Raw genomic sequence first — 26,698 nt, forward strand, 5'->3', positions numbered from 1 at the left:
TGCCTTCCCCGGATCACCCTTGGAGGCATATGAGCTTGAGGTCTCTCAAACGCAAGGCTGCCTGGAACTATAGTTAGCAGGAACCAATATGGGACATTTCTAATGAGTCAAGAAAGAGGTCATTTCTAAAGAGTCTTGACAATACGAGAAGAGCAGAGCTTCACACAGGCGGTAGAAACGTGCGGAAATAAGTACCTGGGATACATCCATGCTTGCGAGAATAACCGTGGAATCCCCGGTACCGGACTCGTGCCGTGGGAGGAGTTCTTCGCAGCACTCAGGAAGATTGAGTACAAGGGCCCAATTGTCATTGAATCGTTCGACCCTGGTTTTGTGGAGTTGAACAGACTGTGCGCAATGTGGAGGAAGTTCGCTGAGACCGGAGAGGAGTTGGCACTCAAGGGACTGCAGAACTTGAAGGACATTGAGAAGAGACATACCTGATCAGCAGAAAGCCTGGAGTACCATTGAAGCCTGTATCACTGCAGAAAGGAGGGTATTGTGAGTTTGTTCAATCTCTTTGATGTGACAGGGCGCAAGGCGCTGGTGACCGGCGCTGGACGTGGTATTGGCCGAGTACTGGCATTGACTCTGGCTGAGGCTGGCTGTGATGTAGCTATCCTGGTGAGAAACATGAAGGAGGCTGAGTCCGTAGTCAAGGAAATTCAGCGGCTAGGCCGCAAAGGCATAGCAGTCCAGGCAGACGTGAGAAGGAAAGAACAGGTTGACAGAGCATTCGCTGAGACTGCGGAACAACTGGGTCGTCTGGACATCTGTGTGAACAACGCAGGAATCAGCATTCAGAAGCCAGCCGAGGAGATGCCAGAAGAGGACTGGAACAACATTCTGGACACCAACATGAAGGGCGTCTTTCTCTGTTGTCAAGCGGCGGCACGCATAATGATTCCCCGGCGGCAAGGGAGCATCATCAATATCGCTTCACTGTCAGGCAGTGCCGTGAATGTGCCCCAGAGACAAGCAGTCTACAACACCTCCAAGGCAGGTGTTGTCATGTTAACCAAGTCTCTGGCTGTAGAATGGGCACAGTATGGTATCCGAGTGAATTCGATCAGCCCGGGCTACATCAAGACAGAGATGACACTGTCAGCAATGAAACACCTGTTTCCAACATGGGAATCCCTGACTCCCATGGGGCGCCTGGGCGAGCCTGAAGAGCTACGGGGTGCGGTGTTGTATCTGGCATCAGACGCCTCGAGCTACATGACAGGGCATGACCTAGTGATAGACGGAGGGTATACGGCAAGGTAGCAGCCCGCCAATATGGAAGGGTTTAGGTAGTGGCAGCGAATCGAGCGGGGGAAGGCACCCTCTATGCCTTGGGGCTTGACTTCAGCACCCAGTCGGTCAAGGCCCTGGTCCTGGACGTCCGTGGCGCCAGGGTCGTGCATACGGACTCCTTCGACTACGACACCGCATTCCCGGACTACGGCACGACGGGTGGTGTGCTCCACAATGAGCGTCCGGCGATAAGACACACCTCGCCGTTCATGCTTCTCGAGGCGCTAGATCTGGTCTTCGGTAGACTGCAGAAGAGCGGTGTGGACCTGGGCCGCATTGGGGCGGTGAAGATCGATGCCATGCAGCATTGTACGGTGTATGCCGATGTGTTTCTTGAGGAACGGATGGCGTGTCTGGACGCCGGGCAGAACCTGATGCCCCAGCTTGGGCCGAGCATTACCAGGAGAACATCACCCATTTGGGAAGACCGGTCTCCCGTCAAAGAAGCGGAGTACCTGGCGAAGGAACTGGAGAAGCGTAGCTCCATACTGGCACTCACTGGAAACCAGGCGGAGCTGCGTTTCCCCGCAGCCCAGGTCCTGAAGTGGGCCAGCGAGTCCCCGGAGGAGAATGCCCGCACTGCCCACATATTCCTGTTGAGTGCCTTCTTGAGTTCCATCATGACCGGGAAGGTGGCCCCGGTGGATACCGGTGATGGCTGGGGCACCAACCTCAACACTCTGGATATCTGTCAGCCAGGCTGGAGTGATGCAGTGCTCAAGGTGGCAGATGAATACCTGGGAAACCCGAGTTCCGGCCTATCCTTGCGAGGCAGGCTGGGTGAAATGGTGCCCTACGATACGATGCTGGGGCCGATCGCCCCGTATTTCGTCCGGAGGTATGGGGTCAGTCCCAGCGCTGTGGTGCTCGCGGGGACTGGGGACAACCCGGCCACGCTGCTCGGGTGCGGGGGGCAGGCGGTGGTGTCTCTGGGTAGCAGCTACACCGTCAACGGCCAAATGAGAGAGATCGCCCCTTCTGCGAGCGGGCAATGCAACGTTTTCGGCTACACACCGGGCAACGCCATGGCTTTGACGGTCTTCACCAACGGGGCCAAGGTGCACGAGTTCTTCCTGGACAGATACGTTCCCGAAGGGACAACGGGCACTGAGGCTGATGACAGATGGGAAGCCTATGTCTCTGCGGCCGGGGAGGCCATCCTCCGAGAGGATGAGCCTCTTATGCTGCCCTATCTCAGGGATGAGTCGGTGCCTCTGAGGCCAGCCGGCATACTCCGTGATGGTTTCGATGATCGGGACGCGCGGGTGAACATTCGTTCCCTGCATGTCTCTCAGGTGCTCTCCTTGAAGTTCCACTCCGGCCATCTGAGCCGGACGGACGCGCTCTGTCTGGCAGGGGGTGCCAGCAGAAACCGTTTTCTCAGGCAACTGATCGCTGATGTCTTTGACTCAAACACATACAACATCCGACATGCCGCTTTCGCCGCAGCCCTGGGGTGTGCCATAAGTGGAGCCAGGGCAGTTCTCAACATATCCTATGAGGAAGCTGCCAGCAGATTCGTGCAAATCGACAAAGCTTCCTCTGCCAATCCCCTTGAGGTCAATCGTCACCCCGTTCGTACATTGCTGCGAAGATACGAAGCACTGGAAGAGATCACGGATACGCGATGAAGCCGAGAAAAGCGACTTTGCCGCCCAAAGGAGGACCGCGAAGATGGCACAACTCAAGGATTCGGGCGAGTCGGGAGGACTCAAGGAAAACGCGCCTCTCACGAAAGAGCAGGTTGATGAAAAGGCCAGACACCTGCTGAACCAGATGAGTCTCAGAGAAAAGATTCAGCAGATGTCCGGCAGTACGCCACTATTCCCCGGCCTATTTGAGGTTTGGTTGGCCTACAACATGCGCCCGTTGCCAGCAGGTGAAAATGTGCGGCTATCCGTCCCCGCGATCTGTTTCAGTGACGGCCCGAGGGGGGTGGTTATGAACCACTCCACCTGTTTCCCCGTCACTATGGCCCGCGGGGCTTCATGGGATACGGACCTTGAGGAGAGGAGCGGATCGGCGATGCCATGGGAGTCGAAGCCAAGTCCCTGGGGGGCAACTTCATGGGCAGCGTTTGCATCAACCTGCTGAGACACCCGGCCTGGGGCAGGGCTCAGGAGACATACGGAGAGGATCCCTGGCATCTGGGAGAAATGGGGGCAGCCCTGGTACGTGGTATTCAGCGCCATGCCATGGCCTGCGTCAAACACTTCGCCGCAAACAGCATCGAAAGCTCACGGTTCCACGTTGATGTGCGCATAAGCGAGAGGACGCTGCGTGAGATATACCTGCCGCACTTCAAACGCTGCGTCGACGAGGGTGTAGCCTCTGTCATGAGTGCCTACAACAAGGTGAACGGGCATTATTGCGGTCACAATTCCCATCTGCTGCGGGACATCCTCAAGAAAGAGTGGGGTTTTGATGGCCTAGTGATGTCTGATTTTGTTCTGGGCATCCGCAACGGAAGGGCGGCGAATGCTGGCATGGATGTCGAGATGCCCTTGACGATCCATTTCGGAAAGAGGCTGATGAGGCTGATACACAAAGGTGAGGTGTCAACGGAAGTAGTTGATGAAGCCGTGCTGCGCATACTGAGGCAGAAGATCAGATTCGCCCAGATCGGCCAGCCGGAACGCTACCGGCCGGAGGCAGTCGTCAGCTCGGAGCACAAGGCTCTGGCCCGCGAAGCGGCTCAGAAATCCGTGGTGCTGCTCAAGAATGAGCCTATTGGAGATGACCTTCACCGGGTACTGCCGGTTGACACAGCGCGGGTCAAGAGGATCGCGGTCATCGGCCGGCTTGCTGCTGTGGCAAACATCGGTGACAAAGGTAGCAGCATGGCCAGGCCACCCTACGTAGTCACCCCGCTTGAGGGAATCCGCGCGGCAGTGCCGCGGGACTGTGAGATCGTGTACAGTGACGGGAGAGCCGCCAACAAGGCCGTCGACATTGCGCGCACAGCAGACATGTCGGTCATAATTGTGGGATATACCCACAGGGACGAAGGCGAATACATGTTCACCAAGGGAGGTGACAGGGATTCCCTCACCCTCAAGGCCCATGATGAGACTCTGATCTTGAAGATTGTCGCGGTGAATCCAAATACGGCTGTGGTCCTCATAGGAGGCAGCGCCATAATCACCGAATCATGGCGTGAAAAGGTTCCGGCGCTCTTGATGGCCTGGTATCCCGGCATGGAAGGGGGGAATGCCTTGGCCGATGTCCTCTTCGGGAAAGCGAGCCCCTGTGCAAAGCTGCCATGTGTCTTCCCGAAATCCAAGAGCGAACTCCCATTCTTCGACAAACGAGCAAAATCTATCGAATACGGCTACTTTCACGGCTACCGGCTCATGGACAAGCAGGGGCAAGAGCCCGCCTTCCACTTCGGCTTTGGCCTCAGCTACACTACCTTTGCATATAAGAACCTTCAGATTGATCAGAGTGAAATCACTCCTGAAGGAGCCCTGAAGGTGAGTGTGGATGTCACCAATACGGGGAATGTCACTGGCGATGAGATAGTACAGCTCTACGCCGGATACGAATGTTCCCGTGTGGAGAGGCCAGCGAAAGAACTGAAGGGCTTCTCGAAGGTTCATCTCGAACCAGGACAAACGAAACGTGTTGATTTCTTGCTTGCGGCCAAACAGACGGCATACTATGACGAGCAGCAAGGTAAATGGATTGTGGAACCGCTCACTCACACCGTTTATGCAGGCCCATCTTCCAGGACAGAAGATTTGCTCAGCGTCAAATTCCGAATTCGCGCGTGACGTCCGGCTGACAGACCTCAGCGCAATAGTAGCAGTGACTTCCGACAAGGAGGCAGTCGATGGAAGAGAAGACCGGCCTGACGACCATCAGCAATGCCCGTGTGATGGTCAACATGATCAGGGAGTTCCTCCCGCATCCCTTTTCTGAAGGCCAGCGGTATGCTGGGGGAGGCCGAGCCCAATGTGTACTTCGGATACACGGATCATCCTCTGGACCAGGGATCGACGGCGCTTCTTACGCCCTACGGTTACCTGGGCAAACACTCTGGGAAGAAGGCTCAGTGCGTGCTACAGGTGACCTTCAGGGAACGGCAGGACAACTTCTTCGTCTTTGCGGCCCGGGGATATGACATCTACAAGATCGCCGATGTCATGGGAGACTACAGCCAGACCTACAGGATCACGCCGCAGACGCCGTATACCGAGATGACCCTGCGCCTGGACTTCCTTCGGGACGGCGTCTATCGGATCAGGTTAGCAGAAGGACCGGCCGTGCCCGAGAACAACACGCCGATGGTGGCCAAGGACATCCGCGACTCGGACCTCGCCGTGCAGATGCAGGAGTCGAACTAGGCCTTGTCAGACAGGCCGAAGACTAGCCGAAAAGTTCTGCCTATTGTAACCTCAGCCCCATTTTCTGCTTGAATCGACACACTGACTGGACATCTTCCCCCATCAGGGCTTGATACACCACACCGCTGGGGTAAGGGGGATTCACAGAGACCTACTGCTGTCTCTTCATGTTCCCATGACTTGTTCCGCCTACCCATGATTTGGCGAGGAGAACAGGAGTAGATGAGGGGCCTGATGCCTTTCTGACGTGCTATAATGTCGTCAGTACCAATCTATCGCACCCACGGACAGCGGAGGTGCCAGAGAGTTTATGACCCCATCCGTAATGACCGAACATGCTCGATTTGAAGCCCAACGCCGTGGGGTTGATCTGAAATTAGTGTTATCCACCATTGAAAATCCGCAGCAGAAAATAGCTTCCAAGAAGAACAGGTTCATCTTCCAGAGTAGATACTATGATAAGATTGAGAACAAGGAGATGCTCTTAAGAGTGATCACGGAGCCAGCGCAAGAAGCTCTCAAGGTGATTAGCGTGTATAAAACAAGTAAAATAGAGAAGTACTGGATAAGGGAGGTGGGTTAAATGAAAGTGATCTATGATCCGGAAACTAATACCATGGACCTTATCTTCAGGGAAGAGCCAGTGGCCGAAAGCGATGAAATCCGAGAGGGGATCATTATCGATTATGGTCGAGATGGCAGGCTCGTTTCCATCGAAGTGCTTGATGCCTCGGAGCATGTCCGTGAGCCTGGAACTATGGTCTACCAAGCCAAGAGTGTTTGAGCCTCTTTCCGAACAATATCTCCCTAATTGTATCATTCCCGCTTCTTACCCCATGTTACTGCTGCACGAGTGGTAATCCAAGCATCCCCTCTGGCAAAACGTCGTTCACGTCCTACCGGAACATCAGCTTCATTTCATAGACTCCGCCATCTTCGCTGATCGTTTGTATGTCGAAGCCCATTCTCTTGAAGAGCCTGATGATGGCGGTATTGGCGACCAGAACTTCTGCAGTGAAACCGACGAGACCATTCTTCTTGGCCAGGTAGGTGAGATATGAGAACAGCTCTCTACCTACTCCTTTGCTCTGATAATCATCCCTCACCACAATGGTTACCTCTGCAATGCGTTTATCAGGGGTTATGAAATATCGCGCCACCCCGATGATGTTCTGTTTTTCATCCTGTGATATGACAGCGACAAGCGCCATCTGTTGTGTATAGTCAATAGCCATCATCTCCTGCAAACGCTCGTGTGACATGTCCTTTCTTGCCGAGATAAAGCTGAGATACATGCTGCGGTCTGAGAGGTGGTACCAGAAGTCTTTGAGCAGCGGCTCGTCGCTAATCCTGATAGGCCTTATCAGCACTTCAACACCGCTTCCTGTGACTCTCTGTGTTTCCAGTTCTTCCGGATACTCTCCTGCTTTGCCATCCACGAAAACCTGGTCCTTGTATATCAGATTCATTTTCCTGGCTTCCTCAATGAGCCAGTTCCGGAATTTGGGGTGGGCTATCGATATCAGCTGCATCGCTCTGTGTCTGACACTCTGCCCGTGCAGATAAGCTATTCCATGCTCGGTAACGACATAATGAATATCACTCCGGCACAGAGTAACTCCGGCCCCTTCGCTGAGATAGGGCACAATCCGGGATATCGTGTCGTTTTGGGTGGTTGAATGGAGGGTGACAATCGTTCTTCCTCCGCGGGCCAGCATCGCACCTCTGGAGAAATCAGCCTGGCCGCCGATGCCCGCGTAGAATGTCTTTCCGATGGACTCGGCGGTCGCCTGACCGGTGAGGTCTACCTGTAGAGCGCTATTAATGGCGCTGATATTCTCGTGCTGGGCCACTACCAGGGGATTGTCCGTATAGTCGATGGTCCTGAAGTCTATTTTGGGATTATCATGAAGGTACTCATAGGTCTCCCTGCTGCCCATGCAGAAGCTGGCTACCGTCTTGCCGCGATTCAGGGTTTTCTTCGAGTTATTGACAGCGCCCTTCTTCATCAATTGGACGACACCATCAGTGAGGATTTCCGAATGCACGCCGAGGTCTTCTTTATCAGCCAGACTCTGTGCTACCGCGTTTGGTATTCTTCCGAATCCAACCTGAATGGTATCACCGTCGTGGACCAGACGTGCCACGTATTTCCCAATCCTCTGGGCAACCTCGTCGGCGGCCCGCGGCGTGATTTGCAGCAGGGGTTCATCATACGGAACTATGAAATCTAACTCTTCCAAGCTCAGGAAGCTGTCACCATGAACACGCGGCATGTTCTCGTTAACCTGGGCTATGACCGTTGAGGCGCACTCTGTTGCTGCCTTGGTGATGTCGACGTTTATGCCCAGGCTGACGTAGCCGTGCTCATCGGGGGTCGAAGTCTGTATCAGGGCTATGTCAACAGGAATCACTCCCCGGTAGAGCAGGCCCGGGAGTTGTGACAAGGCGATGGGGGTGTAGTCGGCCAGGCCTTCGTTCACGGCCTCCCTGGTACTATTCCCGACGAAGAAGGATGTATGCCGGAAGTTGCGCTTAAATCGCTCGTCGGTGTAGGGGGCAACCCCGACAGTCCACAGATGGATTACCTCGACATCAAAGAATGCATTGGGGTGGGACTCTACGTACTTCATGAGCGCCCGAATAAGATATTGAGGTTGTCCGCAGCCTGTGCCTATGAACAGCCTGTCACCCCGGTGGATATGGCTGAATATCTCCTCCTCCGAGGCGAACTTCTCAGGACACAGCGCTTTTACCTCAGCTAGTTTGCTATTGCTCTTCCGCATATCTGTCACCTCGCCGGAGCCACCAGTGGCTTTGGCACTAGGGAAGCAACTTCCAAAACTATTCGAGGAGCGGGAGTCCCGTTTATTTCCTAAGCGTCTCCCTGCTTCTTCTTCGGCTGGGGGGGAGCCAGGTCAGGAGGTACCGGGATCTTTCCCAGGCCACCACATATAGAGCAAACCTCGCCCGCTATATGGCCCTTACCCTTGCAACCATAGCAGGTCATGTAGGTAATTTCCTCCGTCATGATAGCATACCTAACAATGCGTTCTCTGAGATAAGAGAGTCCATTGCGACATTATATCACCCCGACCTCAGCCTGGATACAAACGAAGAAGGCCCATCCATGTGGATGGGCCTTCTCTTCAGCCAATAACCTCTTCTACCTCTTGGTTTTCTTGGTCTTTGTAGCGGTTGCCTTGGCAGCAACCTTGGGTTTTCCTACCTTTGCCTTAGTAGCCATAGACTCCACACCTCCTTCCGTTAGATGTGTTACACAACGGCTCAATTCTCCTCACTATCTCATGATTCGTAAAGCCCCAAATGGCCAAATATCATGAGCCAAAGCGCTCATATTCCAGGCTGATAACCTCATTGACTCTCACTGATACACCATTTATGGTCAGCGGTAGAGCGATTCTCATCTATTTGACTCGATACAATTGCTCTGCCATCAGAGTTCCGCCTCCTGATATCATGATCAAGGCTGAGTGTGGCCAAAACAGATGCGTCATCCCATTCACCAATGATGCAGCCGCCATAGCCACCTCTTGTCACCAGTCAAGCACTATCCGTGCGAGTAAGTCTATTTGACATGAGGCGCAGCCATCTTTAGAATGTGCTGAACAAGGAGGCCGTGTGTATCAGAAAAGCGTTCTTGACAACAAGTTGAGAGTGGTAACGTCTAGCATGCCTCACACGCGTTCTGTGTCTGTGGGCGTGTTTATCGGTGCTGGTTCCCGTTACGAGAAGGCTGAACAGGCAGGGATATCCCACTTCATTGAGCATCTCTGCTTCAAAGGCACCGAGCGCAGACGCACGGCCAAAGAGATATCGGAGTCAATTGAAGGTGTTGGCGGATTGCTTAACGGCGGTACTGACAAGGAACTGACCATCTACTGGTGCAAGGTTGCCCGTACACATTTTTCACTGGCTGTAGATATCCTGGCCGATATGCTGTCTTACTCCAGGTTTGATCCTGAAGAGATCGAGAAGGAGAGACAGGTAATTATCGAGGAGATCAACATGTGCCTCGATTCCCCTCAACAGCGGGTGGACTTGCTCATTGACGAAGTCATGTGGCCGAACCATCCCCTGGGGAGAGATATCGCTGGAACCAGGACCACGGTGGGCAAACTGATGCGGGAGGATATGCTCCGCCACTTTGACAGCCAGTATCTGGCCAACAATACAGTTGTGAGCGTTGCTGGTGACATCAGCCACCAGGAAGTGGTAGCCAGCATGGAAGAAACCTTTGGACATTGGAAAAAGGGCATACGGCAGGAGTGGTATGCGGCTGACAGCCCACAGCAGGAGCCACGATTGCGAGTCGAGCGGCGCGACACAGAGCAGGCTCATTTTTGCCTCGCCCTGCCGGGCCTGTCACTCCAACATCCCGACCGATTCGCCTTAGACCTGCTCAATGCTGTGCTCGGTGAGGGCATGAGCAGCCGCCTCTTTCTGGAGATCAGGGAGAATAGAGGGCTGGCCTATGCCATCCACAGCTATGCAGACCACTTCCTGGATACAGGCGCGCTGATCGTCTATGCCGGGATTGACCCCAGACAACTTCCGGGCTGTGTCGAAGCAGTACTGGCAGAACTGAATCAACTGAAAAGGGAGGAGGTGCCCAAAGACGAGTTGAAGAAGGCAAAGGAATTCTGTAAGGGACGCCTGTTGCTGCGTATGGAGGATACGCGGAGCGTGTCTGGCTGGTTGGGGGGACAGGAGTTTTTGCTAGGGAATATTCTCACCGTTGATGAGGTGGTATCCATAATCGACTCTATCCAGGTTGATGACATGATCCGGGTAGCCAGAGAACTGTTTGTGCCAGAGAGGCTTAACCTGGCGGTTGTTGGCCCTGTTGAAGAGAAGGACATCCAGGGGTTGCTCCACCTGTAGATGCCCCGTGACGCCATCAGGAGCTTTCCCGGCAAATGGTAGTCGGTGATCCTTCGCTTTGGACAGCGGACCGGCAAGGGGTCTTGCACCGCCACGTTGGCGCTTGATACTTTCCGCTTCTTGACAGACAGATCAAAGGTGTTATACTTATTTTCAGATCTAACTTTCCTCGCGAATTGTTTGTTTTCACCTTAAGGAGCCTACGGCGAAGTATATCTTTATTACTGGTGGTGTGGTCAGTTCTGTAGGGAAAGGGATCACTGCCGCTTCTATAGGCAGGCTAATTAAGAGTCGCAATATCGCCGTCACCATCCAAAAACTGGACCCCTATCTCAACGTCGATCCAGGGACTATGTCCCCATATCAACACGGTGAGGTCTTTGTCACCCGTGATGGTGCTGAAACAGACCTTGACCTGGGCCATTATGAGCGCTTTGTCGATATAGAGCTTACCACCGCGTCAAGCGTCACCACAGGCCAGATCTACAGCACAGTTATCGCCAAGGAAAGGCGAGGCGATTTCCTGGGCGGCACTATCCAGGTAGTGCCCCATGTTACCAATGAGATTAAAAGACGGATCCAAGAGGTGGGAGAGGAGAACGGGGCTTCAGTGGTAATCGTGGAGGTCGGTGGAACGGTGGGCGATATCGAGGGACTTCCATTCCTTGAAGCCATCCGCCAGATGCGTAGCGATGTAGGGCGAGACAATGTGCTCTATATCCATGTGACACTGCTGCCCTATATCTCATCAACCGGGGAGTTAAAGACCAAGCCCACACAACACAGCGTTAATGAGTTGCGTCGCATCGGTATCCAGCCCGATATTATTGTCTGCCGTAGCGACTACCCCGTACCTGAGGGAATGAAGGATAAGATATCCCTCTTCTGCAGCGTAGATAAGAGGGCAGTAATACCTCTCATGACTGTGCCAAATATTTATGAGGTTCCTATTATCCTTGAGGAGGCCGGGCTGGGTAACCTGATGATGGAAATGCTGGGGCTACCTTCCGGCGACGAGGATATGCGCGAATGGCGGGCCATGGTAGAAAAAATGAAGGCCCCCAAGCAACCACTGCCTATCGCCCTGGTGGGCAAATATGTGGAGCTTCGGGATGCGTATATGTCGGTGCGGGAGGCGCTTCGTCACGCTGCCACACGCCTCGATCAAGAGGTGGATATCCACTGGGTTCAATCTGAGGACATCGAAAAGGACGAGGGGTACCTGGACAGACTTCTCGGCTCTGTGCAGGGGATACTGATCCCTGGAGGCTTCGGCGACAGGGGTATAGAGGGCATGATCAAGGCAGCCAAGTATGCTCGGGAACACAAGGTGCCATACCTGGGCCTCTGCCTGGGGATGCAAGTCATGGTCGTAGAGTTTGCCCGCCATGTTTTCAATTCAGATGAGCCCAATTCTACTGAATTCTCTCCTCAGACTCCATACCCCGTTATCGATCTGCTGCCCGAACAGCGGGAGGTAAATGGGAAAGGGGGGACCATGAGGTTAGGGGCTTATCTCTGTTACCTCCAGAAAGGCAGCCGTGCCGCTGCTGCCTACGACGATCCGGTTGTCTACGAGCGTCACCGCCATCGATTTGAGTTTAATAACCAATTCCGCTATACTTTGGACGAGGCAGGGTTAACTGCCAGCGGTCTTTCCCCTGATGGCAAACTTGTCGAGATAGTTGAGCTCAGAGACCACCCCTGGATGATTGCTACTCAGTTTCATCCTGAATTCAAGTCAAGGCCTAATCGGCCTCATCCCCTTTTTAGTGACTTCATAAAAGCAGCAAAACAGACCATGCGAGAGGGAGCCCAGCATCCTCTGCCCTTGCGCCAGGGGGAGAAAGGGGAAATATAATGCGCCTTTTTCTGGACACGGCAGATATTGATCAAGTCCGCCAAGCAGTTAGACTGGGTGTTATAAGCGGGGTCACCACGAACCCCAGTCTGGTCTCAAAGGCAGGGTGGACCGATTATAAATCGGCTGTTCAGGAAATCTGCTCCCTGGTGAATGGCCCTGTTTCCGTGGAGGTTCTCAGTCAAGAAGCTAAATCCATGATTGAAGAGGCAAAGGCAATTGCTACCTGGTCGCCCCATGTGGTCATCAAAATCCCCGTCTGTGCTGCGGGCTTAGAGGCTACCTCCGTTCTATCAAAAGATAATGTCAGAGTAAATCTCACCCTCTGTTTCTCTCTTAACCAGGCACTCCTGGGGGCATTGTCAGGGGCCGCTTATGTCAGTCCTTTCGTGGGCAGGCTAGATGATGTAGGTCAGGATGGAATGGAGTTAGTAGCTGATATCGTGAAATGCTTTGATCACTATAAAAGGCCAACCCAGGTGATTGCTGCCAGCATTCGCCACCCGCTGCACTGTGTTGTTGCCGCTAAGGCAGGCGCACATATTGCGACAGTACCCTACAGTGTTTTGATGCAGATGATCAACCATCCGCTTACTACTACTGGTATCGCTCGATTCCTGGAAGACTCACAACGAGCTCTGGGCAAGGGTTAAGAGGAGAGGACATATGAATTTTGCCGAATTAGGTACCAAGAAGAGAGAAGACCTGCTGGAGATAGCCAAAGACCTGGGCATCTCCGGCTACAGCACTCTCAAGAAACACGAACTTATCGTTTCTCTTCTTCAAAATCAGGCAGAGAAGGAAGGCAATATCTTCGCCTGCGGCATATTGGAGATCACCTCCGAAGGTTACGGTTTTCTCCGGGGAGGGAATCTACTGCAGGGAGCCAACGACGTTTACGTTTCCTCGTCTCAAATTCGCCGCTTTGGCCTCCGCACTGGCGACTCCGTGACGGGACAGGCCAGGCCTCCTAAGGAGGGAGAGAGATATCAAAGCCTGCTCCGAGTGGAACTGGTCAATGACCAGGACCCTGAACAATCCAAAAGCCGACCTGCGTTCGAGTCTCTGACCCCCATCTTCCCGAATAAGATGTTCAATCTCGAGACCACCCCCGAGAACCTCGCTTGCAGGCTGATTAACCTTATTGCCCCCATTGGCAGGGGACAGCGCGGGTTGATTGTTTCCCCTCCCAAGGCAGGCAAGACGATCCTTCTCAAGCAGATCGCCAATGCCATCTCCACTAACTATGAAGATGTGCATATTATGATCTGTCTCATCGGTGAGAGACCTGAAGAGGTAACCGACATGAAACGTTCGGCCAGGGGTGAGGTGATCAGCGCCACATTTGACGAAATGGTGGAGAATCAGACCCATGTGGCTGAACTGGCCATGGAACGAGCGAAGCGTTTGGTTGAGGCAGGAACAGATGTCATCATCCTCCTGGACGGTATCACCCGCCTTACCAGGGCTTATAACCTGGGGGCTCCTTCCAGCGGAAGGACGCTCTCCGGTGGTATTGATCCGGCAGCCCTGTACCATCCAAAGCACTTCTTCGGCGCGGCTAGGAATATCGAGGAGGGCGGCAGTCTCACTATTCTGGCTACTTGCCTTATTGATACGGGCAGCCGTATGGACGACGTGATCTACGAAGAGTTCAAAGGCACCGGCAATATGGAGCTACACCTGGAGCGACGGCTCGCAGAGCGCCGCATCTTCCCTGCCATCGATATCCAGCGCAGTGGCACGAGACGCGAGGAACTGCTTGTAGATGAATTCACCTTGAAGCAGGCCTGGCTGCTGAGGCGCATGGCCCTCATGGTTTCGTCTGATTCATCCAGTTCGACAGATGCTACTCAACTTATTCTCGATCGCCTGGCAAAGACCAAGAACAATGCTGAGTTCCTGGCCACATTGAACAAAGAAATTTAAGCAGGCTGGCTTTCCCCGCTGCCGGGTTTTGACAAGGGTATTCCCTCCTTACACAAAGGACACTCATCCGGTTTGTAAGTGGGAACAAGCGTTCGATAGCAACAAAAAAGAGGGGCCCCAAACCCAAAATCCACCCCTTCCTGACTTCTGTCTATCAGAACCCCCACTCCTATCAACTGCCCACCCTTTCTCTTCACCTCGGCTATAACTTCACGGATAGAGCCCCCTGTGGTCAACACATCATCCACCACCAGAACTCTCTCCCCTGAAGTGATCTCAAACCCCCGGCGGAAGACCCGCGCAGTACCCTGCCTCTCAGCGAAGATATTGCGCACACCAAGCTGCCTCGCCACCTCATAAGCAATAATAACTCCTCCGGTCGTCGGCCCAGCCACCAGCCGGACCCCCTGACGTTGAAAATGACTCACAATCATCCCGCAGAGCCGCTCTGTGTAGCGGGGTTGTTCCAGCACCCGAAACTTCTCCCAATATATCGGCGAGTGCAGCCCTGAGGTGAGCTGGAAATGCCCCTCCATCACAGCACCTGCTTCCCTAAAGATTCTCTCTGCTTCGCTGGTCACAGATCTCCCTCCAGTTCCTATTTCGTCGTCGCGGCGTAGCTGGGCGAGAGCCCCCAATCACGCAGCGGCCAATAGGAAAGCCACGTCTTGCCCACTATGTTCTCGCGGGGCACGGGGCCAAAGATATGGGAACCACTAGTAGCCGTACGGTTATCTCCAACAACAAAATACTCACCCTGTGGAACCTCTTTCAGAAAATCGCGGTAAGGGATCCTGGCAAATTCAATTGGGGTCTCTTCCAGTTTATATCCATTTATGTAAATCTCGCCCCCCCTGATCTCCACCGTATCACCTGGCATCCCGACTATCCTTTTGATAAGAAGCCGGCTTGGAATCTCCGGGCTGTTCAAAACAACCACATCACCCCTATCCGGAGAGGTGAAGCGGTATGTCAGTTTATCTACTATAAGATACTCTCCATCGTCAAAGCTCGGCTCCATGCTCCATCCTTCAACCCTGAAACTTTGCATGCTGAATTGAACCGCAGCAAAGACGACCAGTATTATGAGAACAGTCAATATGACATGGGCGACATTGGTTTTCAGTCTTCAGCTCCTTCAGTAAACAGCAGATGTAGATTATAATCTATTCACCTCTTGTACTTCTACAGGAACCACAGAAAGATGAGCATGGACGACTCCGATCTTGCCCAGGGCAGTAAAGAGGGTAACCTCGACAGTTTTAACATGCTTGTCGAGCGTCACCAGAAGACAGTGTATAACGTTGCTTTGCGGATGTTAGGTGATCCCAGCGCTGCTGAAGATGCCGCCCAGGATGCCTTTTTCTCCGCCTGGAAGAACATCCGCAGCTTCAGGGGAGGCAATTTCAGGGCCTGGCTATTGTGCATCACCTCCAATGTCTGCCGAGACCAACTGCGCAAACGCAAGCGCCATCCTTCAATCTCACTGGAATCACTGCCATTTGAGCCCAAGGAATCGTCCTCCAGTGAATCTCCTGAGGATCACGTGCTGCGTCGGGAGATAAGAGATCAGATCCAGAACGGGCTGGCCAATCTCCCATCGGAGCAACGGCTGGCGGTCATTCTCTGCGATATCCAGGAGCTAAGCTACGAGGAGATCGCCCAGGTTATGAAGTGCTCCCTGGGAACAGTGAGATCACGCATCAGCCGAGGCAGAGCCCAGTTACGTGACTATCTTCTAAAGAGGGAACTTCTCCCTCCTGGATTTCGTTTAGATAAATAGAGGGATATAACTATGTGGCGAGGGTTTGGGCGATTCAAGAAAATTAATTTTGGGGAAACGAATAAAACGAATGAGAGGCTCTCTGCCTACATAGACGGGCGCTTGAACACTCAGGAGCGGATTCGTTTGGAGCAGCATCTCCAGACCTGTCAGCGCTGTCAGGACGAGCTTGATTCGTTTCGGGCCACGGTGGACCTGCTGCACCAGGTGCCCCAGGTATCACCCTCACGCAGCTTCAGGGTGGCCCAGGCTGAGCCAGCGCCGCGATGGGCAGCTTTGCCGGTGCTGCGGCTGGCTACAGGTGCAGCTGCTGTCTTGCTGGTGCTGGCGTTTACTGCCGATTTAACCAATCTCTTTGCAACAACCCCCCAACCAACAGAGCAAAGAGGCTCGTCATCCTCTCAATTGTCACCCGGAGAGAGCGATAATGAAAACTATTCATCCGATAAGGCAGGGCAGGACGACGGGGTAAACGGTGAAGGTGAGCTTAGCCTGTCAGCCGGGGAAGAGGGGCGCTGGCTGCGCCCGCTGGAGTACAGCCTGTCAGGAACAGTGGTTGTACTGGGAGGGGTGGCCATTATCATGTGGCAGAAGTCGAGGAGAGAAAGGGCAAGAGAGGTTTCCAGGAGCAGCGAGCTCATCAAATGATGGCTTGAGGGATGCGGCTCTGGAATGACTCCCGGTTGGAGAGCCTGGCCAAGGCTCTCTTTTGTTGGCTCCATTACGGGGCGTTATTTGCAGTTTGAATTACCAGGTGCTAGAATGGCGGCCAGGTGAAGCATTGCCAAGTTTGATGCTTGGATGACTGATGCTGTAACCCAGGAGTTATAATCCTATGGACTATATGGATCGTGCTCTTTCCCTGGCCAAGCTGGCTCTGGTACACGCCCGCCCCAACCCGTCCGTGGGGGCGGTGATAGTAAGGGATGGCGTGATAGTAGGAGAGGGTTGCACGCAACCACCGGGTTCAAGCCATGCTGAGGTGGTAGCCCTGCAGCAGGCAGGAGAAAAGGCCCGCGGAGCCACAATGTACGTTACCCTCGAGCCCTGCTGTCACCATGGCCGCACGCCTCCCTGCACCAAAGCTATCATTGAAGCCGGCATTGCCGAAGTCCACCTGTCTATAATCGATCCCAATCTTCAGGTCTGCGGCCGAGGAAAGGCTGAACTAGAGGCGGCGGGGATAAAAACACACGTCGGTGAACATGAGGAGGCCGCTCAGGAGCTTAACGAAGCCTATATCAAGTTTGTCGCCACAGGCTTGCCCTTTGTTCTTGCCAAATTCGCCATGAGCCTTGATGGGAAGATCGCTACCAAAACCGGCGATTCCAAATGGATAAGCGGGGAACAATCGAGGAGATATGTCCACAGCCTGCGAAGTCAGGTGGGTGCTATCATGGTGGGCGTCGATACTATCATTAAGGATGACCCCCAGCTGACAGCCCGGGCTGGTCTGGAAGGCGGGCAATTAGAGAAGCAGCCTTTGCGTGTGGTGGTGGACAGCACCGGTCGTACTCCGCCATCTGCGCGGGTGCTCCATCTACCCGGGAAGACCCTGATAGCAACAACCGAAGAGATAGAGCCAGCCAGGGCCAAGGTCCTTGCCCAGGCTGGTGCGGAGATTCTGAAACTGCCCTCAAAAGGTGGATTAGTAGACCTGCAAGAATTGCTGCAGGTCCTGGGCAAGAGGCAGGTCATCAGCCTGATGGTGGAGGGTGGCGCCGCTGTCTTTGGTTCACTGTTTGAACAAGGTCTGATAGACAAGGTACTTGCCTTTATCGCCCCTATCATTATCGGTGGAGAACAGGCAAAGAACCCGGTGGAAGGCAAGGGTGTCGAAAAGCTATCCCAGGCGACAAACCTGACCGGGATGAAGGTTGTGAAGGTGGGCAATGATATCCTGGTCAGCGGGTATGTTGCCCGGTAGATCGTCCCCGCGGCATGTTCCAGCACCATTTAATTGGGAGGGAGAGGGAAAGGACAATTTGTTTACCGGCATCGTTGAAGAAACAGGCACCTTAAAGGCAATGAGTTCGAGCAGGTTGACTATTTCTGCTGCCAGGGTGCTTGAGGGAACAAAGCCTGGTGACAGCATGGCCGTTAATGGAGCATGCCTCACAGTGAGTGCCATCGATGCTGCATCTTTCTCCGTGGACATCATGCCCGAGACCCTGAAGCGCACCAATCTGGGGTTGCTGCACCCCGGTTCCACGGTGAACCTGGAAAGGCCTCTATTGGTAGGCGGACGTCTGGGAGGACACCTGGTACAGGGGCATGTGGACGCAACAGGCAAGGTCATCTCACTAATACCGGAAGGAGGAGCTGTCATTGCCAGATTTGCCGTCCCTCCGGAGGTGTTGCGATACGTGGTGGAGAAGGGCTTTATTGCTGTTGATGGCGTCAGCCTTACAGTCACAGGTTACGACAAGACTTCATTAAGCGTTTCCCTGGTCGCTTATACACTCAAAAACACCATTATGGGCACCAAGCGCGTCGGAGACCTGGTGAATCTAGAGGTAGATATCATCGCCAAATATGTGGGAAAATGTGGAGAGGGACCTGGTGGGCTCACCCTGGATTTCCTCAACGAGCATGGTTTCTCAGCCACCGGGTCTCCTTCTTGAATTGAAGAGGTGATTTAGAATATGGGACTGGCCACGATTCCCGAGGCAATCGAGGATATTAAAGCTGGCAAGATACTCATCGTCGTTGATGATGAGAGCCGGGAGAACGAGGGCGATCTGGCTATAGCCGCAGAGAAGATTACCCCTGATGCCATCAATTTCATGTCCAAAGAGGCACGGGGGCTGATCTGCCTGCCCATTATGGGCGACAGGCTGGAAGAGCTCAGGATTCCCATGATGGTCCAAGACAACACATCCAGATTTTCCACTGCCTTCACGGTATCTATTGAGGCAAAACACGGCGTAACCACCGGCATCTCTGCCCAGGACCGGGCCACCACCATAAAAACGGTAATTAACCCGGCTACAAAGTCAGATGATATCGCCAGGCCGGGTCATGTTTTTCCGATAAAGGCCAGGCCGGGAGGGGTCTTAGTGCGCGCCGGCCATACGGAAGCCATAGTTGATCTGGCCAGATTAGCCGGGCTTTACCCCGCCGGGGTCATCTGTGAGATTATGAACGAGGATGGCTCCATGGCCCGTCTCCGTCAACTGGAGGAGATGGCTACCAAGTACAACATGAAGATGGTCAGTGTGGCCGACCTCATCACCTACCGCCGCCGTCACGAGAAGCTGGTGCATCGGGTAGCCGAGGCCAAGCTGCCCACAAAATACGGCGAGTTCACTATCATGGCCTACAGGAGCACTATCGATCCCGACGAGCATGTAGCCCTGGTTAAGGGCGATGTCTCCACTGAAGAACCGGTACTGGTGCGGGTGCACAGCGAGTGCCTCACCGGTGACGTTTTTGGCAGCCTCCGCTGCGACTGCGGCCAGCAGATGGCTATGGCGATGCAAGCCATGGCCAAGGAAGGGAGAGGGGTCTTTCTCTACATGCGGCAGGAAGGCAGGGGTATCGGACTCCACAACAAGCTGCGTGCCTATGCTCTCCAGGACCAGGGGGTAGACACTGTGGAAGCCAATGAGCTTCTGGGCTTCGCTGCCGACCTGCGTGATTATGGGATAGGAGCTCAGATTCTGACCGATATCGGCCTGGAACGCATTCGTTTGCTGACGAACAATCCCAGAAAGGTAGTGGGTTTGGAAGGGCACGGCCTCAAGGTAGTGGAAACGGTACCGATTGTGGTGCCACCAAATTCCTATAACGCCTCTTATCTGAAAACAAAGGGCGCGAAGCTGGGACATCATTTTGTGGCTGAATAAGAAGAGGAGGGCATGATGAAGAAGATTTATCAGGGGACACTGCTGGCACAGGGCCTGAAGTTCATGCTGATCAACTCACGGTTCAACGAGTTCATCTCGGTGAGGCTGCTCGAAGGAGCGCAGGATGCCTTGCTCCGCCACGGGGTCAAGGAAGAGGATATCGAGGTCGCCTGGACACCAGGTTCCTTTGAAATTCCGCTCATTGCCAAGAAAATGGCGGAGTCAAAAAGGTATAGCGCTGTTATCTGTCTCGGTGCCATCATTCGAGGGGGCACTCCTCACTTCGACTTCATTGCCGCCGAAGCGAGCAAGGGGATTGCCAAGGTGGCGCTGGACACCGGTGTCCCCGTTATTTTCGGGATAATCACTGCCGATACCCTGGAGCAGGCCATCGAGAGGGCCGGGGCAAAAGAGGGCAACATAGGCTTCAAAGCCGCTATGAGCGGCATCGAAATGGCGAACCTCATCAAGGCCATAGGGAAGTAGGGGCCCTACTCAACAACCTTATAGACCCTGTCTTCTCGCCGCACCCGATCAGGGACCTTGATCCCTATAGAATCTCCCGGCCTGGCCTCCGCCACGTCCTTGTTCTGAATCTGCATCGATTCAACAACAAGTTCAAGGTCCGTGGTATGTCCCTTGATATGGATCTTGTCACCACGCTTGAGGCCAGCCTTCAGATCAAGTCCTGCAACTACCGGCCGGGCAAAGAAGTCAGTCACCATGCCGATCTCTATTTCCTGTGTCATAGAAATCACCCCCCTAAGTAATCTTTCCTATTTTTCGGCTTTTGCCTTCTGAATTCCTCTTACCCGCCGCCTCAAAATCTCCCGCCCCACCCGGACTCTGCGATGGCACTTCAGGCACCGGATGCCGATATCAGCCCCCAGCCCCACCACCTCCCAATTGTTGCTGCCGCAAGGATGTGGTTTCTTTAGCTCCAGTGTATCGCCCAGATCAACTTCCATCACTACCCCGAGCAACCCGATGAACCCGGCAGAAGGGAATTGATCAGACGGCGCAGATCATCGGCTGCCTGCCGGGCCGCTCCGGCAAAATTATCTCCCTTCGAAGCATAGAGGATCTGCCTTGAGCTGCTGATGATGGCACTTCCCCCTTTGGAATCCGTTCCATAGCGGACTGCCCAATCAAGGCTGCCTCCCTGCGTTCCAATCCCCGGTATCAACAGCAGCATGTCCGGACAGAGCTGCCTGATCTCCCTCAGTTCCTCAGGATAAGTGGCCCCTACCACTAGGCCGACGTTGTTCCTCCTGTTCCACTCCCGGGCTTTACGGGCAACCAGCTGGTACAGGGGCTGCCGGGCCTTTTCTCCTTCGGGTGAGCAGGCCGCCTTCTGAAAGTCAACGGCCCCGGGATTTGAGGTGAGACACAGGATAAACACCGCCTTACCGGCATAGCTCATAAACGGCTCTATAGAGTCGTAGCCCAGATAGGGGTTGACAGTGACAGCATCAAAGCCAAGGACTTCAAATAGAGCTTTGGCGTAGGCCCGGGCCGTATGGCCGACGTCGCCACGTTTGGCATCCCCGATGATGGGGATATCTCCAGGGATATAATCTACAGTTCTCTGCAGTGCGGTCAGGCCTTCAGTGCCCAAAGCCTCGTAGAAAGCCAGGTTAGGTTTATAGGCGCAGACTATATCCGAGGTGGAATCAATGATGGCCTTGTTAAACTCAAAGATGCCTGTCTCAGGCATCAACGCGGGATCGGGGTCGAGCCCGAGACAGAGGAGGCTCTTGTTTTTGCGGACTGCCTGCAGCAGCTTCTCTGCGAAGTCCATTCAACACCAACCACAGCCGAGACCCATTCTAACCCATAACGCCGGATAATTCACGTCCTCCCAGGAGATGAAAATGAAGGTGAGGCACCAATTGCCCTCCGTCCCGGCCATAGTTCACCGTCACGCGATATCCCCTCTCGGCTAACCCCTCTTTCCCGGCCAGCTCATGAGCTACCTGAATCAGGTGACCGATGAGTTCCTTCTGTTCGGAACGAAGGTGAGCCAGCGAAGGGATATGCTCCCTGGGCATGATCAACAGATGCGTCGGCGCCTGGGGATTGATATCCCGTATAGCAATAACCCTGTCATCCTTATAGAGAATATCACCCGGTATCTGGCCGGCAATGATCTTGCAGAAGACGCAACCCTCTCCCATCTGGCACCCCTCGAAAACTAAAGACCCAACTGGCTGGCTATCTTTTCACGGTGGAAGCTGGCATCACCAAAGAGGGCCTGGGCCGCTTTCCCCCGCCTGTAATAGAGCTGGAGATCATGGTCCATGGTATAACCGACGCCGCCGTGGATCTGATGTCCCAGACGGACGACCCGGCCGATGGCTTCACTCACCCATGTCTTGGCCATGGCTATTTCGGTGGCAGCCGGAAGCCCTTGACTGAGCAGCCAGGCCGTTTCATAGGTAAGATACCTCATACCATCTATATCCAGCAGCATATTAGTGCAGTGATGCTGTATAGCCTGGAAACTGCCTATGGGGCGATCAAACTGCACTCTCTCCTTGGCATAGGCTACGCTCATCTCCAGAACCTGCTGGCCTGCGCCCACCATCTCGGCACACTTGGCTGTAGCTGCCAAACCCAGGGTCCTCTCGGCTATGGGCCATCCCTGATGAAGCTTACCGAGCAGGTTGCCCGCCGGCACTTTAACCTTATCAAAGGTGACCTCGAACTGCTTTTCGCTGGCAATGTTGCTCAGCGGCGTGCAGCTTATGCCGGGGCTTTTGGCATCCACTACGAAAAAGCTGAGTCCATCCTCCTTAGACGAGCCCGCTTTGGTCCTGACCAGGCACAAAATGCGGTCGGCAACATGAACATAGGGCACAAAAAGCTTGACGCCGTCGATGACATAGTCATCCCCATGACGAGCAGCCTTTGTCTGGATGGAAGCAGCACTATAGCTGCCATCCGCCTCCGTCAGGGCAAAGGTGAAGATATCTCCCCGGGATATCGCGGGCAGGAACTGCTGCTTCTGCTCCCCGGTACCCGCTTCCAGAATGGTCAAACCGCTGACTACCACACTGGGAAGGAATGGGCCCGGCAAGCAAGCCCGTCCCATCTCCTCCAGTAAAATCACGAGATCAAGGAAACTCCACCCGCCGCCGCCACAGCTTTCAGGGAAGGGCAGCCCCAGCCAGCCCAACTCAGCCATTTTGTGCCACAGATCCGGCGAGTAACCCTTCTCATCCCGCTCCATTTCCCGGACAAACTGCTTGGTGCACTCATTAGCCAGAAAGTCCCGGGCAGACTTCCGCAGCATTTTTTGGTCTTCAGAAAGATCAAGGTCCAACTTGCCCCCTTAACGCTTAGACAATTTTTGTGTTTCCCGTGTTTGGCGCCCGCCTTCACTTCAAACCGACTGCCACGGGGTTGGCGGGCCTCCCGATGGTGATAAAAGGATATCAGAACCAGGGAAGCAACGGCAACATTAGCTTTCAGTGTCACTATGGCAGGGAGATTGCTTCGCTACGCTCGCAATGACAATGGGGAGTAGAAGCCTCAATCCGTGTACCACTTCACGTTATTGTCATTCCCACGCCCTTCCTAAGAAGGGGGAATCCAGGTGGGGGACAGGGGAGGGAGAACGGCTGGGCCTCCGCCCCTACGACCCTGGATTCCCGCTTTCGCGGGAATGACATACGGGTCAGGTCATCCTTCTGCAGAAGGATGACACACACCTTTTCGCCTCCAGACCGAGAGTATCCGATTCACGGATTTCAGTGTCATGGTGAGGCACAAGGTGCCGAAGCAATCCCAAGAACAGTGTCACTATGGCAGGGGGATTGCTTCGCTACGCTCGCAATGACAAGAGGAAACAGCAACATTTGGAGCGCCGGGGGCCGCGACCATTTCAGGGGAGCAGCCGCCGCCCTGCTTGACTTACCGCTCTCACGAAGATATTCTACTTGACCAGGGAGCCATCGATTGTTCAAAGCACCGCGGGGCACCAAAGATATCCTGCCATCAGAGCAGCCCTACTGGAAACTGGTGACTGAAAAGGCCGGTGAAATCTGCCGGCTTTACGGATATCAACGCATAGACACGCCGGCCTTCGAGTCCACAGACCTGTTCCTCCACAGTGTTGGCGAAGAGACCGATATTGTAGAGAAGCAGATGTACACCTTCGATGACCGCGGTGGCGACAAGATCACCCTGCGCCCCGAGGGCACGGCGCCGGTATGCCGGGCCTACATCGAGCACGGGATGCATAACCTGCCTCAGCCGGTGAGACTGTACTACTTCGGCTCTATCTTCAGGTACGAAAGGCCTCAGGCCGGGAGATTCCGTCAGCATCAGCAATTCGGCTGTGAAGCCATCGGTGCGGCAGATCCTGCCCTGGATGCAGAGATTATTGATATGGCATGGCATCTTTACTCCTCACTGGGGCTGCGGGAACTGTCCCTTCAGCTCAACAGCATCGGGTGCCCTCTCTGCCACCGGGAGTACCTGCAGCGCCTGAAGCAATACTACTCAGATCACGGGCTGGCACTATGCGCAGATTGCAAGAGCCGGCTGTTGCGCAATCCTCTGCGCCTGCTGGACTGCAAGAATCCCGCCTGTCAGGAGATCGCCAGAGATGCCCCACATATACTGGAGTTCCTCTGCCCTGAATGCGGCAGCCACTTTGATGTACTGAAACGGTATCTGGAACACCTCCGTATACCTTACGAGGTAAATCCCTATCTGGTGCGCGGCCTGGACTACTATACCAAGACTGTATTTGAGATCCAGCCGCTTGACACGGGCGGGCAGAGCACGGTGGGGGGTGGAGGGCGCTACGACAACCTCATCGAGCTACTGGGGGGAAAACCCACGCCTGCAGTCGGTTTCGCCACGGGCATAGAACGGATCATCCTCAATCTGCAAAAGCAGGATATCAAGTTGCCGCAGACCGCTCCTACAAAGGTATACGTGGCCTGCCTGGGTGAAGAAGCCAGGGAGCCCGCCTTGAAGCTGTCAGCCAGGCTCCGCCAGGCGGGTATCGGAGTCACCCTGGCCATGGATGACAGGAGCCTGAAAGCCCAGTTGAGGCAGGCAAATACTCTGGGACTCTCTCAGGCCATCATCATTGGAGAAGAAGAGGTAAGAACGGGCAGCGTGATACTGAGAGACATGGTGAAGGGAGAGCAGATACAGCTTCCGCTGGAAGAGGCCATCCTTCAGCTAACCGGCGCAGCATGATGAGGGCTCATCACCTTTTCGCCGTCATCTAAGTTAGCACACACAATGACAGCCTGGCGTTCCAGGCACAACAATACCTATGCCGTGCGCCTGCCATTGGATGATCTTGCTCAGTAGTGTGGCACCGAGGCAGTGAAGAGGCAATACTACTTCTTCCCATAAATGATGCCAATTGAGCCGAGCATGAATGGGAGCTTCAAGGCTCTGGGCATGAGTCAATTCGGTAGTTTGACAAACCATATATGCGAGCATAGAATGAAACTCAGCCTCGTGCTGTACACGCTAGAGAGGTGGGGGGGGCGAATGATCGAAATGAGTGTTGATAGCATTCGCGTGAGCGTGATGAACTCTCAGCGAGTGGTGATATTGAAGGAGATGAAGGCAGACCGCTACCTGCCCATCTGGATTGGCCCTGCTGAGGCTGATGCCATAGCCATAAAGCTGCAGGGGGTCAATGTTCCCCGGCCGCTGACCCATGACCTGCTGTTTTCAGTGATTGGCGCCCTGGGTGCCAAGGTCAATCATATTGTAGTTAACAACCTTGAGAATGATACCTTCTATGCCAGGATCAATGTTGACGTTAATGGTAAAGCCATTGAGATTGATTCTCGTCCCAGCGATGCTATTGCTATTGCCGTACGGGCCAAATCGCGCATCTTTGTCAACGAAGATGTCCTGGAAAAAGCGGGTATCGTTTTCGACCAGGAAACAGGCAAGCCGGTTCCCAGCTCCCAGTCAGGCAAACCAGGTGAGAAGAGGGCCATAAGTGAAGAGGAACTGCGTAAGCTGTCCGCCTTCACTGATTTTATCGATACGCTCGATATGCATGATCTTGATAAGGACAAGGGAAAGAGCGAAGACAATGGATGAGAAACATGTGAAGAAGCTGCTCTCCAGTATGAAATGTGGGGTATGCGGCTGCCAATATGACTCGGGTAACATAAGGATACTGGGGCACAGAGAGGAACTGTGGTTCCTTTCCGTCTTCTGCCCTTCCTGCAAGAGCCAGGGATTGGTGGCGGCTGTGGTAAAAGGGGACGCCGCGTGCGAAGTGCTTACGGAGCTTACTCAAAAAGAGCTGGGGAGGCTTTCTGCCCCTGTAACCTCGGACGACTTGATAGATATGTACGCTTTTCTGCAGGATTTCGACGGAGACTTCCGCTCCCTGTTTACTAAGAAATAGACGTCCCATGGGGCTATTCCCCTCCTTTTCTGTCTAACCCCGCCGTCACGTTCTTCCTCTTAGATACCGAGGCTGTCCGAAATGTAAATGTCTCAGCTTCGAGCAGAAAAATGGCTAGCTTCAAAACAATCCAATTTTTAGAGTCCTCAGACAGCCTCGCACTCTGTCCATTGCCCCTGGTTCCCGACTTCGGACAGGCTCCGCTCAAGCGTCAAGACTGTCTAGTACCTGGTTGCACAAGTCAGCGTAACAATCAAGTTTCTTCACTGTGCCTTAATCCGTGGATTCAGAAGCATAGCGTTCTACGCCCCCCCTGAGATTGCTTCG

28 protein-coding genes and 1 pseudogene are annotated in these 26,698 nt (G+C 54.1%); 21 read left to right on the forward strand and 8 right to left on the reverse strand.

All coding sequences use genetic code 11. The features are described from left to right. Positions 1 to 141: 141 nt before the first annotated feature. The 8 genes and pseudogenes from NTZ04_03095 to NTZ04_03130 all read left to right on the forward strand — a co-directional run bounded on the left by NTZ04_03095 (position 142) and on the right by NTZ04_03130 (position 6,429). A pseudogene (locus tag NTZ04_03095) lies at positions 142 to 444 on the forward strand (TIM barrel protein). A 57-nt stretch (positions 445 to 501) separates the two neighbouring features. After that, positions 502 to 1,269, forward strand: a complete 768-nt coding sequence (locus NTZ04_03100) for an SDR family oxidoreductase (GenBank protein ID MCX5991304.1) — start codon at positions 502 to 504, stop codon at positions 1,267 to 1,269. Positions 1,270 to 1,298: 29 nt separating this feature from the next. Beyond that, positions 1,299 to 2,930 carry an FGGY-family carbohydrate kinase gene (locus NTZ04_03105; protein MCX5991305.1) on the forward strand — a complete coding sequence of 544 codons (1,632 nt, stop codon included), beginning with the start codon at positions 1,299 to 1,301 and terminating at the stop codon, positions 2,928 to 2,930. Positions 2,931 to 2,973: 43 nt separating this feature from the next. Further along, positions 2,974 to 3,393, forward strand: a complete 420-nt coding sequence (locus tag NTZ04_03110; GenBank protein ID MCX5991306.1) for a hypothetical protein — start codon at positions 2,974 to 2,976, stop codon at positions 3,391 to 3,393. Then, positions 3,330 to 5,072, forward strand: coding sequence for a glycoside hydrolase family 3 C-terminal domain-containing protein (locus NTZ04_03115; protein ID MCX5991307.1), 1,743 nt, complete (start codon positions 3,330 to 3,332; stop codon positions 5,070 to 5,072). Before NTZ04_03110 ends, NTZ04_03115 begins: the two co-directional genes overlap by 64 nt. Positions 5,073 to 5,255: 183 nt before the next feature. Then, positions 5,256 to 5,645, forward strand: a complete 390-nt coding sequence (locus NTZ04_03120; protein MCX5991308.1) for a hypothetical protein — start codon at positions 5,256 to 5,258, stop codon at positions 5,643 to 5,645. 310 nt (positions 5,646 to 5,955) lie between these two features. Continuing rightward, the gene (locus NTZ04_03125) at positions 5,956 to 6,228 is read left to right on the forward strand and encodes a DUF4258 domain-containing protein (protein ID MCX5991309.1); all 273 of its coding nucleotides are present in this window, start codon (positions 5,956 to 5,958) and stop codon (positions 6,226 to 6,228) included. Continuing rightward, positions 6,229 to 6,429, forward strand: coding sequence for a DUF2283 domain-containing protein (locus tag NTZ04_03130; protein ID MCX5991310.1), 201 nt, complete (start codon positions 6,229 to 6,231; stop codon positions 6,427 to 6,429). 112 nt (positions 6,430 to 6,541) lie between these two features. On the opposite strand, the gene NTZ04_03135 is transcribed toward NTZ04_03130, so the two are convergent. Next, positions 6,542 to 8,431 carry a GNAT family N-acetyltransferase gene (locus tag NTZ04_03135; protein MCX5991311.1) on the reverse strand — a complete coding sequence of 630 codons (1,890 nt, stop codon included), beginning with the start codon at positions 8,429 to 8,431 and terminating at the stop codon, positions 6,542 to 6,544. 856 nt (positions 8,432 to 9,287) lie between these two features. On the opposite strand from NTZ04_03135, the gene NTZ04_03140 reads away from it, so the two are divergent. The 4 genes from NTZ04_03140 to rho all read left to right on the forward strand — a co-directional run bounded on the left by NTZ04_03140 (position 9,288) and on the right by rho (position 14,340). Continuing rightward, positions 9,288 to 10,550 carry a pitrilysin family protein gene (locus tag NTZ04_03140; GenBank protein ID MCX5991312.1) on the forward strand — a complete coding sequence of 421 codons (1,263 nt, stop codon included), beginning with the start codon at positions 9,288 to 9,290 and terminating at the stop codon, positions 10,548 to 10,550. A gap of 175 nt (positions 10,551 to 10,725) precedes the next feature. Beyond that, a complete protein-coding gene (locus NTZ04_03145) occupies positions 10,726 to 12,411 on the forward strand; it encodes a CTP synthase (protein MCX5991313.1) in 1,686 nt (561 codons plus the stop codon). Beyond that, entirely contained in the window at positions 12,411 to 13,064 is a 654-nt protein-coding gene (fsa, locus tag NTZ04_03150; protein ID MCX5991314.1) for a fructose-6-phosphate aldolase, read from the forward strand. The genes NTZ04_03145 and fsa overlap by 1 nt, the downstream gene beginning before the upstream one ends. A 13-nt stretch (positions 13,065 to 13,077) precedes the next feature. Next, entirely contained in the window at positions 13,078 to 14,340 is a 1,263-nt protein-coding gene (gene rho / locus NTZ04_03155; protein ID MCX5991315.1) for a transcription termination factor Rho, read from the forward strand. Here the strand turns inward: rho and pyrE are convergent. Next, entirely contained in the window at positions 14,337 to 14,921 is a 585-nt protein-coding gene (gene pyrE, locus NTZ04_03160; protein ID MCX5991316.1) for an orotate phosphoribosyltransferase, read from the reverse strand. The two genes, rho and pyrE, sit on opposite strands and share 4 nt — an antisense overlap. Positions 14,922 to 14,938: 17 nt before the next feature. Continuing rightward, entirely contained in the window at positions 14,939 to 15,439 is a 501-nt protein-coding gene (lepB, locus tag NTZ04_03165; GenBank protein MCX5991317.1) for a signal peptidase I, read from the reverse strand. Positions 15,440 to 15,544: 105 nt separating this feature from the next. Between lepB and NTZ04_03170 the strand changes: the two genes are divergently transcribed. The 6 genes from NTZ04_03170 (at position 15,545) to ribE (ending at position 20,457) form a co-directional block, all read left to right on the forward strand. Beyond that, positions 15,545 to 16,123 (forward strand): sigma-70 family RNA polymerase sigma factor, encoded by a 579-nt coding sequence (locus tag NTZ04_03170; GenBank protein MCX5991318.1) that lies wholly within the window; start codon positions 15,545 to 15,547, stop codon positions 16,121 to 16,123. Positions 16,124 to 16,135: 12 nt separating this feature from the next. Then, positions 16,136 to 16,771: a zf-HC2 domain-containing protein gene (locus tag NTZ04_03175; GenBank protein MCX5991319.1), complete on the forward strand. Its 636-nt coding sequence runs from the start codon at positions 16,136 to 16,138 to the stop codon at positions 16,769 to 16,771. Between the two features lie 187 nt (positions 16,772 to 16,958). After that, positions 16,959 to 18,050 (forward strand): bifunctional diaminohydroxyphosphoribosylaminopyrimidine deaminase/5-amino-6-(5-phosphoribosylamino)uracil reductase RibD, encoded by a 1,092-nt coding sequence (gene ribD / locus NTZ04_03180; GenBank protein MCX5991320.1) that lies wholly within the window; start codon positions 16,959 to 16,961, stop codon positions 18,048 to 18,050. Between the two features lie 58 nt (positions 18,051 to 18,108). Then, positions 18,109 to 18,747, forward strand: a complete 639-nt coding sequence (locus NTZ04_03185) for a riboflavin synthase (GenBank protein ID MCX5991321.1) — start codon at positions 18,109 to 18,111, stop codon at positions 18,745 to 18,747. 21 nt (positions 18,748 to 18,768) lie between these two features. Further along, positions 18,769 to 19,971: a bifunctional 3,4-dihydroxy-2-butanone-4-phosphate synthase/GTP cyclohydrolase II gene (locus tag NTZ04_03190; GenBank protein ID MCX5991322.1), complete on the forward strand. Its 1,203-nt coding sequence runs from the start codon at positions 18,769 to 18,771 to the stop codon at positions 19,969 to 19,971. A gap of 15 nt (positions 19,972 to 19,986) precedes the next feature. Further along, entirely contained in the window at positions 19,987 to 20,457 is a 471-nt protein-coding gene (gene ribE / locus NTZ04_03195) for a 6,7-dimethyl-8-ribityllumazine synthase (GenBank protein ID MCX5991323.1), read from the forward strand. Positions 20,458 to 20,462: 5 nt separating this feature from the next. Here ribE and NTZ04_03200 read toward each other — a convergent pair whose 3' ends face one another. The 5 genes from NTZ04_03200 to NTZ04_03220 are packed head-to-tail and all read right to left on the reverse strand — an operon-like array spanning position 20,463 to position 23,296. Further along, on the reverse strand, positions 20,463 to 20,720 hold the full coding sequence (locus NTZ04_03200; GenBank protein MCX5991324.1) for a translation elongation factor-like protein: 258 nt from the start codon (positions 20,718 to 20,720) through the stop codon (positions 20,463 to 20,465). Positions 20,721 to 20,747: 27 nt separating this feature from the next. Further along, positions 20,748 to 20,939 (reverse strand): DUF951 domain-containing protein, encoded by a 192-nt coding sequence (locus NTZ04_03205; GenBank protein ID MCX5991325.1) that lies wholly within the window; start codon positions 20,937 to 20,939, stop codon positions 20,748 to 20,750. 2 nt (positions 20,940 to 20,941) lie between these two features. Beyond that, the gene (gene pyrF / locus NTZ04_03210; protein MCX5991326.1) at positions 20,942 to 21,772 is read right to left on the reverse strand and encodes an orotidine-5'-phosphate decarboxylase; all 831 of its coding nucleotides are present in this window, start codon (positions 21,770 to 21,772) and stop codon (positions 20,942 to 20,944) included. 28 nt (positions 21,773 to 21,800) lie between these two features. Then, entirely contained in the window at positions 21,801 to 22,148 is a 348-nt protein-coding gene (locus NTZ04_03215) for a histidine triad nucleotide-binding protein (GenBank protein MCX5991327.1), read from the reverse strand. A gap of 17 nt (positions 22,149 to 22,165) precedes the next feature. After that, positions 22,166 to 23,296, reverse strand: coding sequence for an acyl-CoA/acyl-ACP dehydrogenase (locus NTZ04_03220; protein MCX5991328.1), 1,131 nt, complete (start codon positions 23,294 to 23,296; stop codon positions 22,166 to 22,168). A 635-nt stretch (positions 23,297 to 23,931) separates the two neighbouring features. Here NTZ04_03220 and hisS point away from each other — a divergent pair. The 3 genes from hisS to NTZ04_03235 all read left to right on the forward strand — a co-directional run bounded on the left by hisS (position 23,932) and on the right by NTZ04_03235 (position 26,371). Beyond that, the gene (hisS, locus tag NTZ04_03225) at positions 23,932 to 25,188 is read left to right on the forward strand and encodes a histidine--tRNA ligase (protein ID MCX5991329.1); all 1,257 of its coding nucleotides are present in this window, start codon (positions 23,932 to 23,934) and stop codon (positions 25,186 to 25,188) included. Positions 25,189 to 25,491: 303 nt separating this feature from the next. Then, positions 25,492 to 26,058 (forward strand): bifunctional nuclease family protein, encoded by a 567-nt coding sequence (locus NTZ04_03230; protein ID MCX5991330.1) that lies wholly within the window; start codon positions 25,492 to 25,494, stop codon positions 26,056 to 26,058. After that, positions 26,051 to 26,371, forward strand: a complete 321-nt coding sequence (locus NTZ04_03235; GenBank protein MCX5991331.1) for a hypothetical protein — start codon at positions 26,051 to 26,053, stop codon at positions 26,369 to 26,371. Before NTZ04_03230 ends, NTZ04_03235 begins: the two co-directional genes overlap by 8 nt. The last annotated feature ends 327 nt before the right edge of the window (positions 26,372 to 26,698 follow it).

The organism is Chloroflexota bacterium (assembly GCA_026389585.1).
Classification (GTDB): domain Bacteria; phylum Chloroflexota; class Dehalococcoidia; order UBA2247; family RBG-13-53-26; genus JAPLHP01.

Bases quoted from the DNA above. Each gene is read 5' to 3' on its own strand.
- NTZ04_03110 (MCX5991306.1), top strand. From the start codon at position 2,974: ATGGCACAACTCAAGGATTCGGGCGAGTCGGGAGGACTCAAGGAAAAC.
- NTZ04_03115 (MCX5991307.1), top strand. From the start codon at position 3,330: ATGGGAGTCGAAGCCAAGTCCCTGGGGGGCAACTTCATGGGCAGCGTT.
- NTZ04_03125 (MCX5991309.1), top strand. From the start codon at position 5,956: ATGACCCCATCCGTAATGACCGAACATGCTCGATTTGAAGCCCAACGC.
- NTZ04_03130 (MCX5991310.1), top strand. From the start codon at position 6,229: ATGAAAGTGATCTATGATCCGGAAACTAATACCATGGACCTTATCTTC.
- NTZ04_03135 (MCX5991311.1), bottom strand. From the start codon at position 8,431: ATGCGGAAGAGCAATAGCAAACTAGCTGAGGTAAAAGCGCTGTGTCCT.
- fsa (MCX5991314.1), top strand. From the start codon at position 12,411: ATGCGCCTTTTTCTGGACACGGCAGATATTGATCAAGTCCGCCAAGCA.
- rho (MCX5991315.1), top strand. From the start codon at position 13,078: ATGAATTTTGCCGAATTAGGTACCAAGAAGAGAGAAGACCTGCTGGAG.
- NTZ04_03170 (MCX5991318.1), top strand. From the start codon at position 15,545: ATGAGCATGGACGACTCCGATCTTGCCCAGGGCAGTAAAGAGGGTAAC.
- NTZ04_03175 (MCX5991319.1), top strand. From the start codon at position 16,136: ATGTGGCGAGGGTTTGGGCGATTCAAGAAAATTAATTTTGGGGAAACG.
- ribD (MCX5991320.1), top strand. From the start codon at position 16,959: ATGGACTATATGGATCGTGCTCTTTCCCTGGCCAAGCTGGCTCTGGTA.
- NTZ04_03190 (MCX5991322.1), top strand. From the start codon at position 18,769: ATGGGACTGGCCACGATTCCCGAGGCAATCGAGGATATTAAAGCTGGC.
- ribE (MCX5991323.1), top strand. From the start codon at position 19,987: ATGAAGAAGATTTATCAGGGGACACTGCTGGCACAGGGCCTGAAGTTC.
- NTZ04_03200 (MCX5991324.1), bottom strand. From the start codon at position 20,720: ATGACACAGGAAATAGAGATCGGCATGGTGACTGACTTCTTTGCCCGG.
- NTZ04_03205 (MCX5991325.1), bottom strand. From the start codon at position 20,939: ATGGAAGTTGATCTGGGCGATACACTGGAGCTAAAGAAACCACATCCT.
- pyrF (MCX5991326.1), bottom strand. From the start codon at position 21,772: ATGGACTTCGCAGAGAAGCTGCTGCAGGCAGTCCGCAAAAACAAGAGC.
- NTZ04_03215 (MCX5991327.1), bottom strand. From the start codon at position 22,148: ATGGGAGAGGGTTGCGTCTTCTGCAAGATCATTGCCGGCCAGATACCG.
- NTZ04_03230 (MCX5991330.1), top strand. From the start codon at position 25,492: ATGATCGAAATGAGTGTTGATAGCATTCGCGTGAGCGTGATGAACTCT.
- NTZ04_03235 (MCX5991331.1), top strand. From the start codon at position 26,051: ATGGATGAGAAACATGTGAAGAAGCTGCTCTCCAGTATGAAATGTGGG.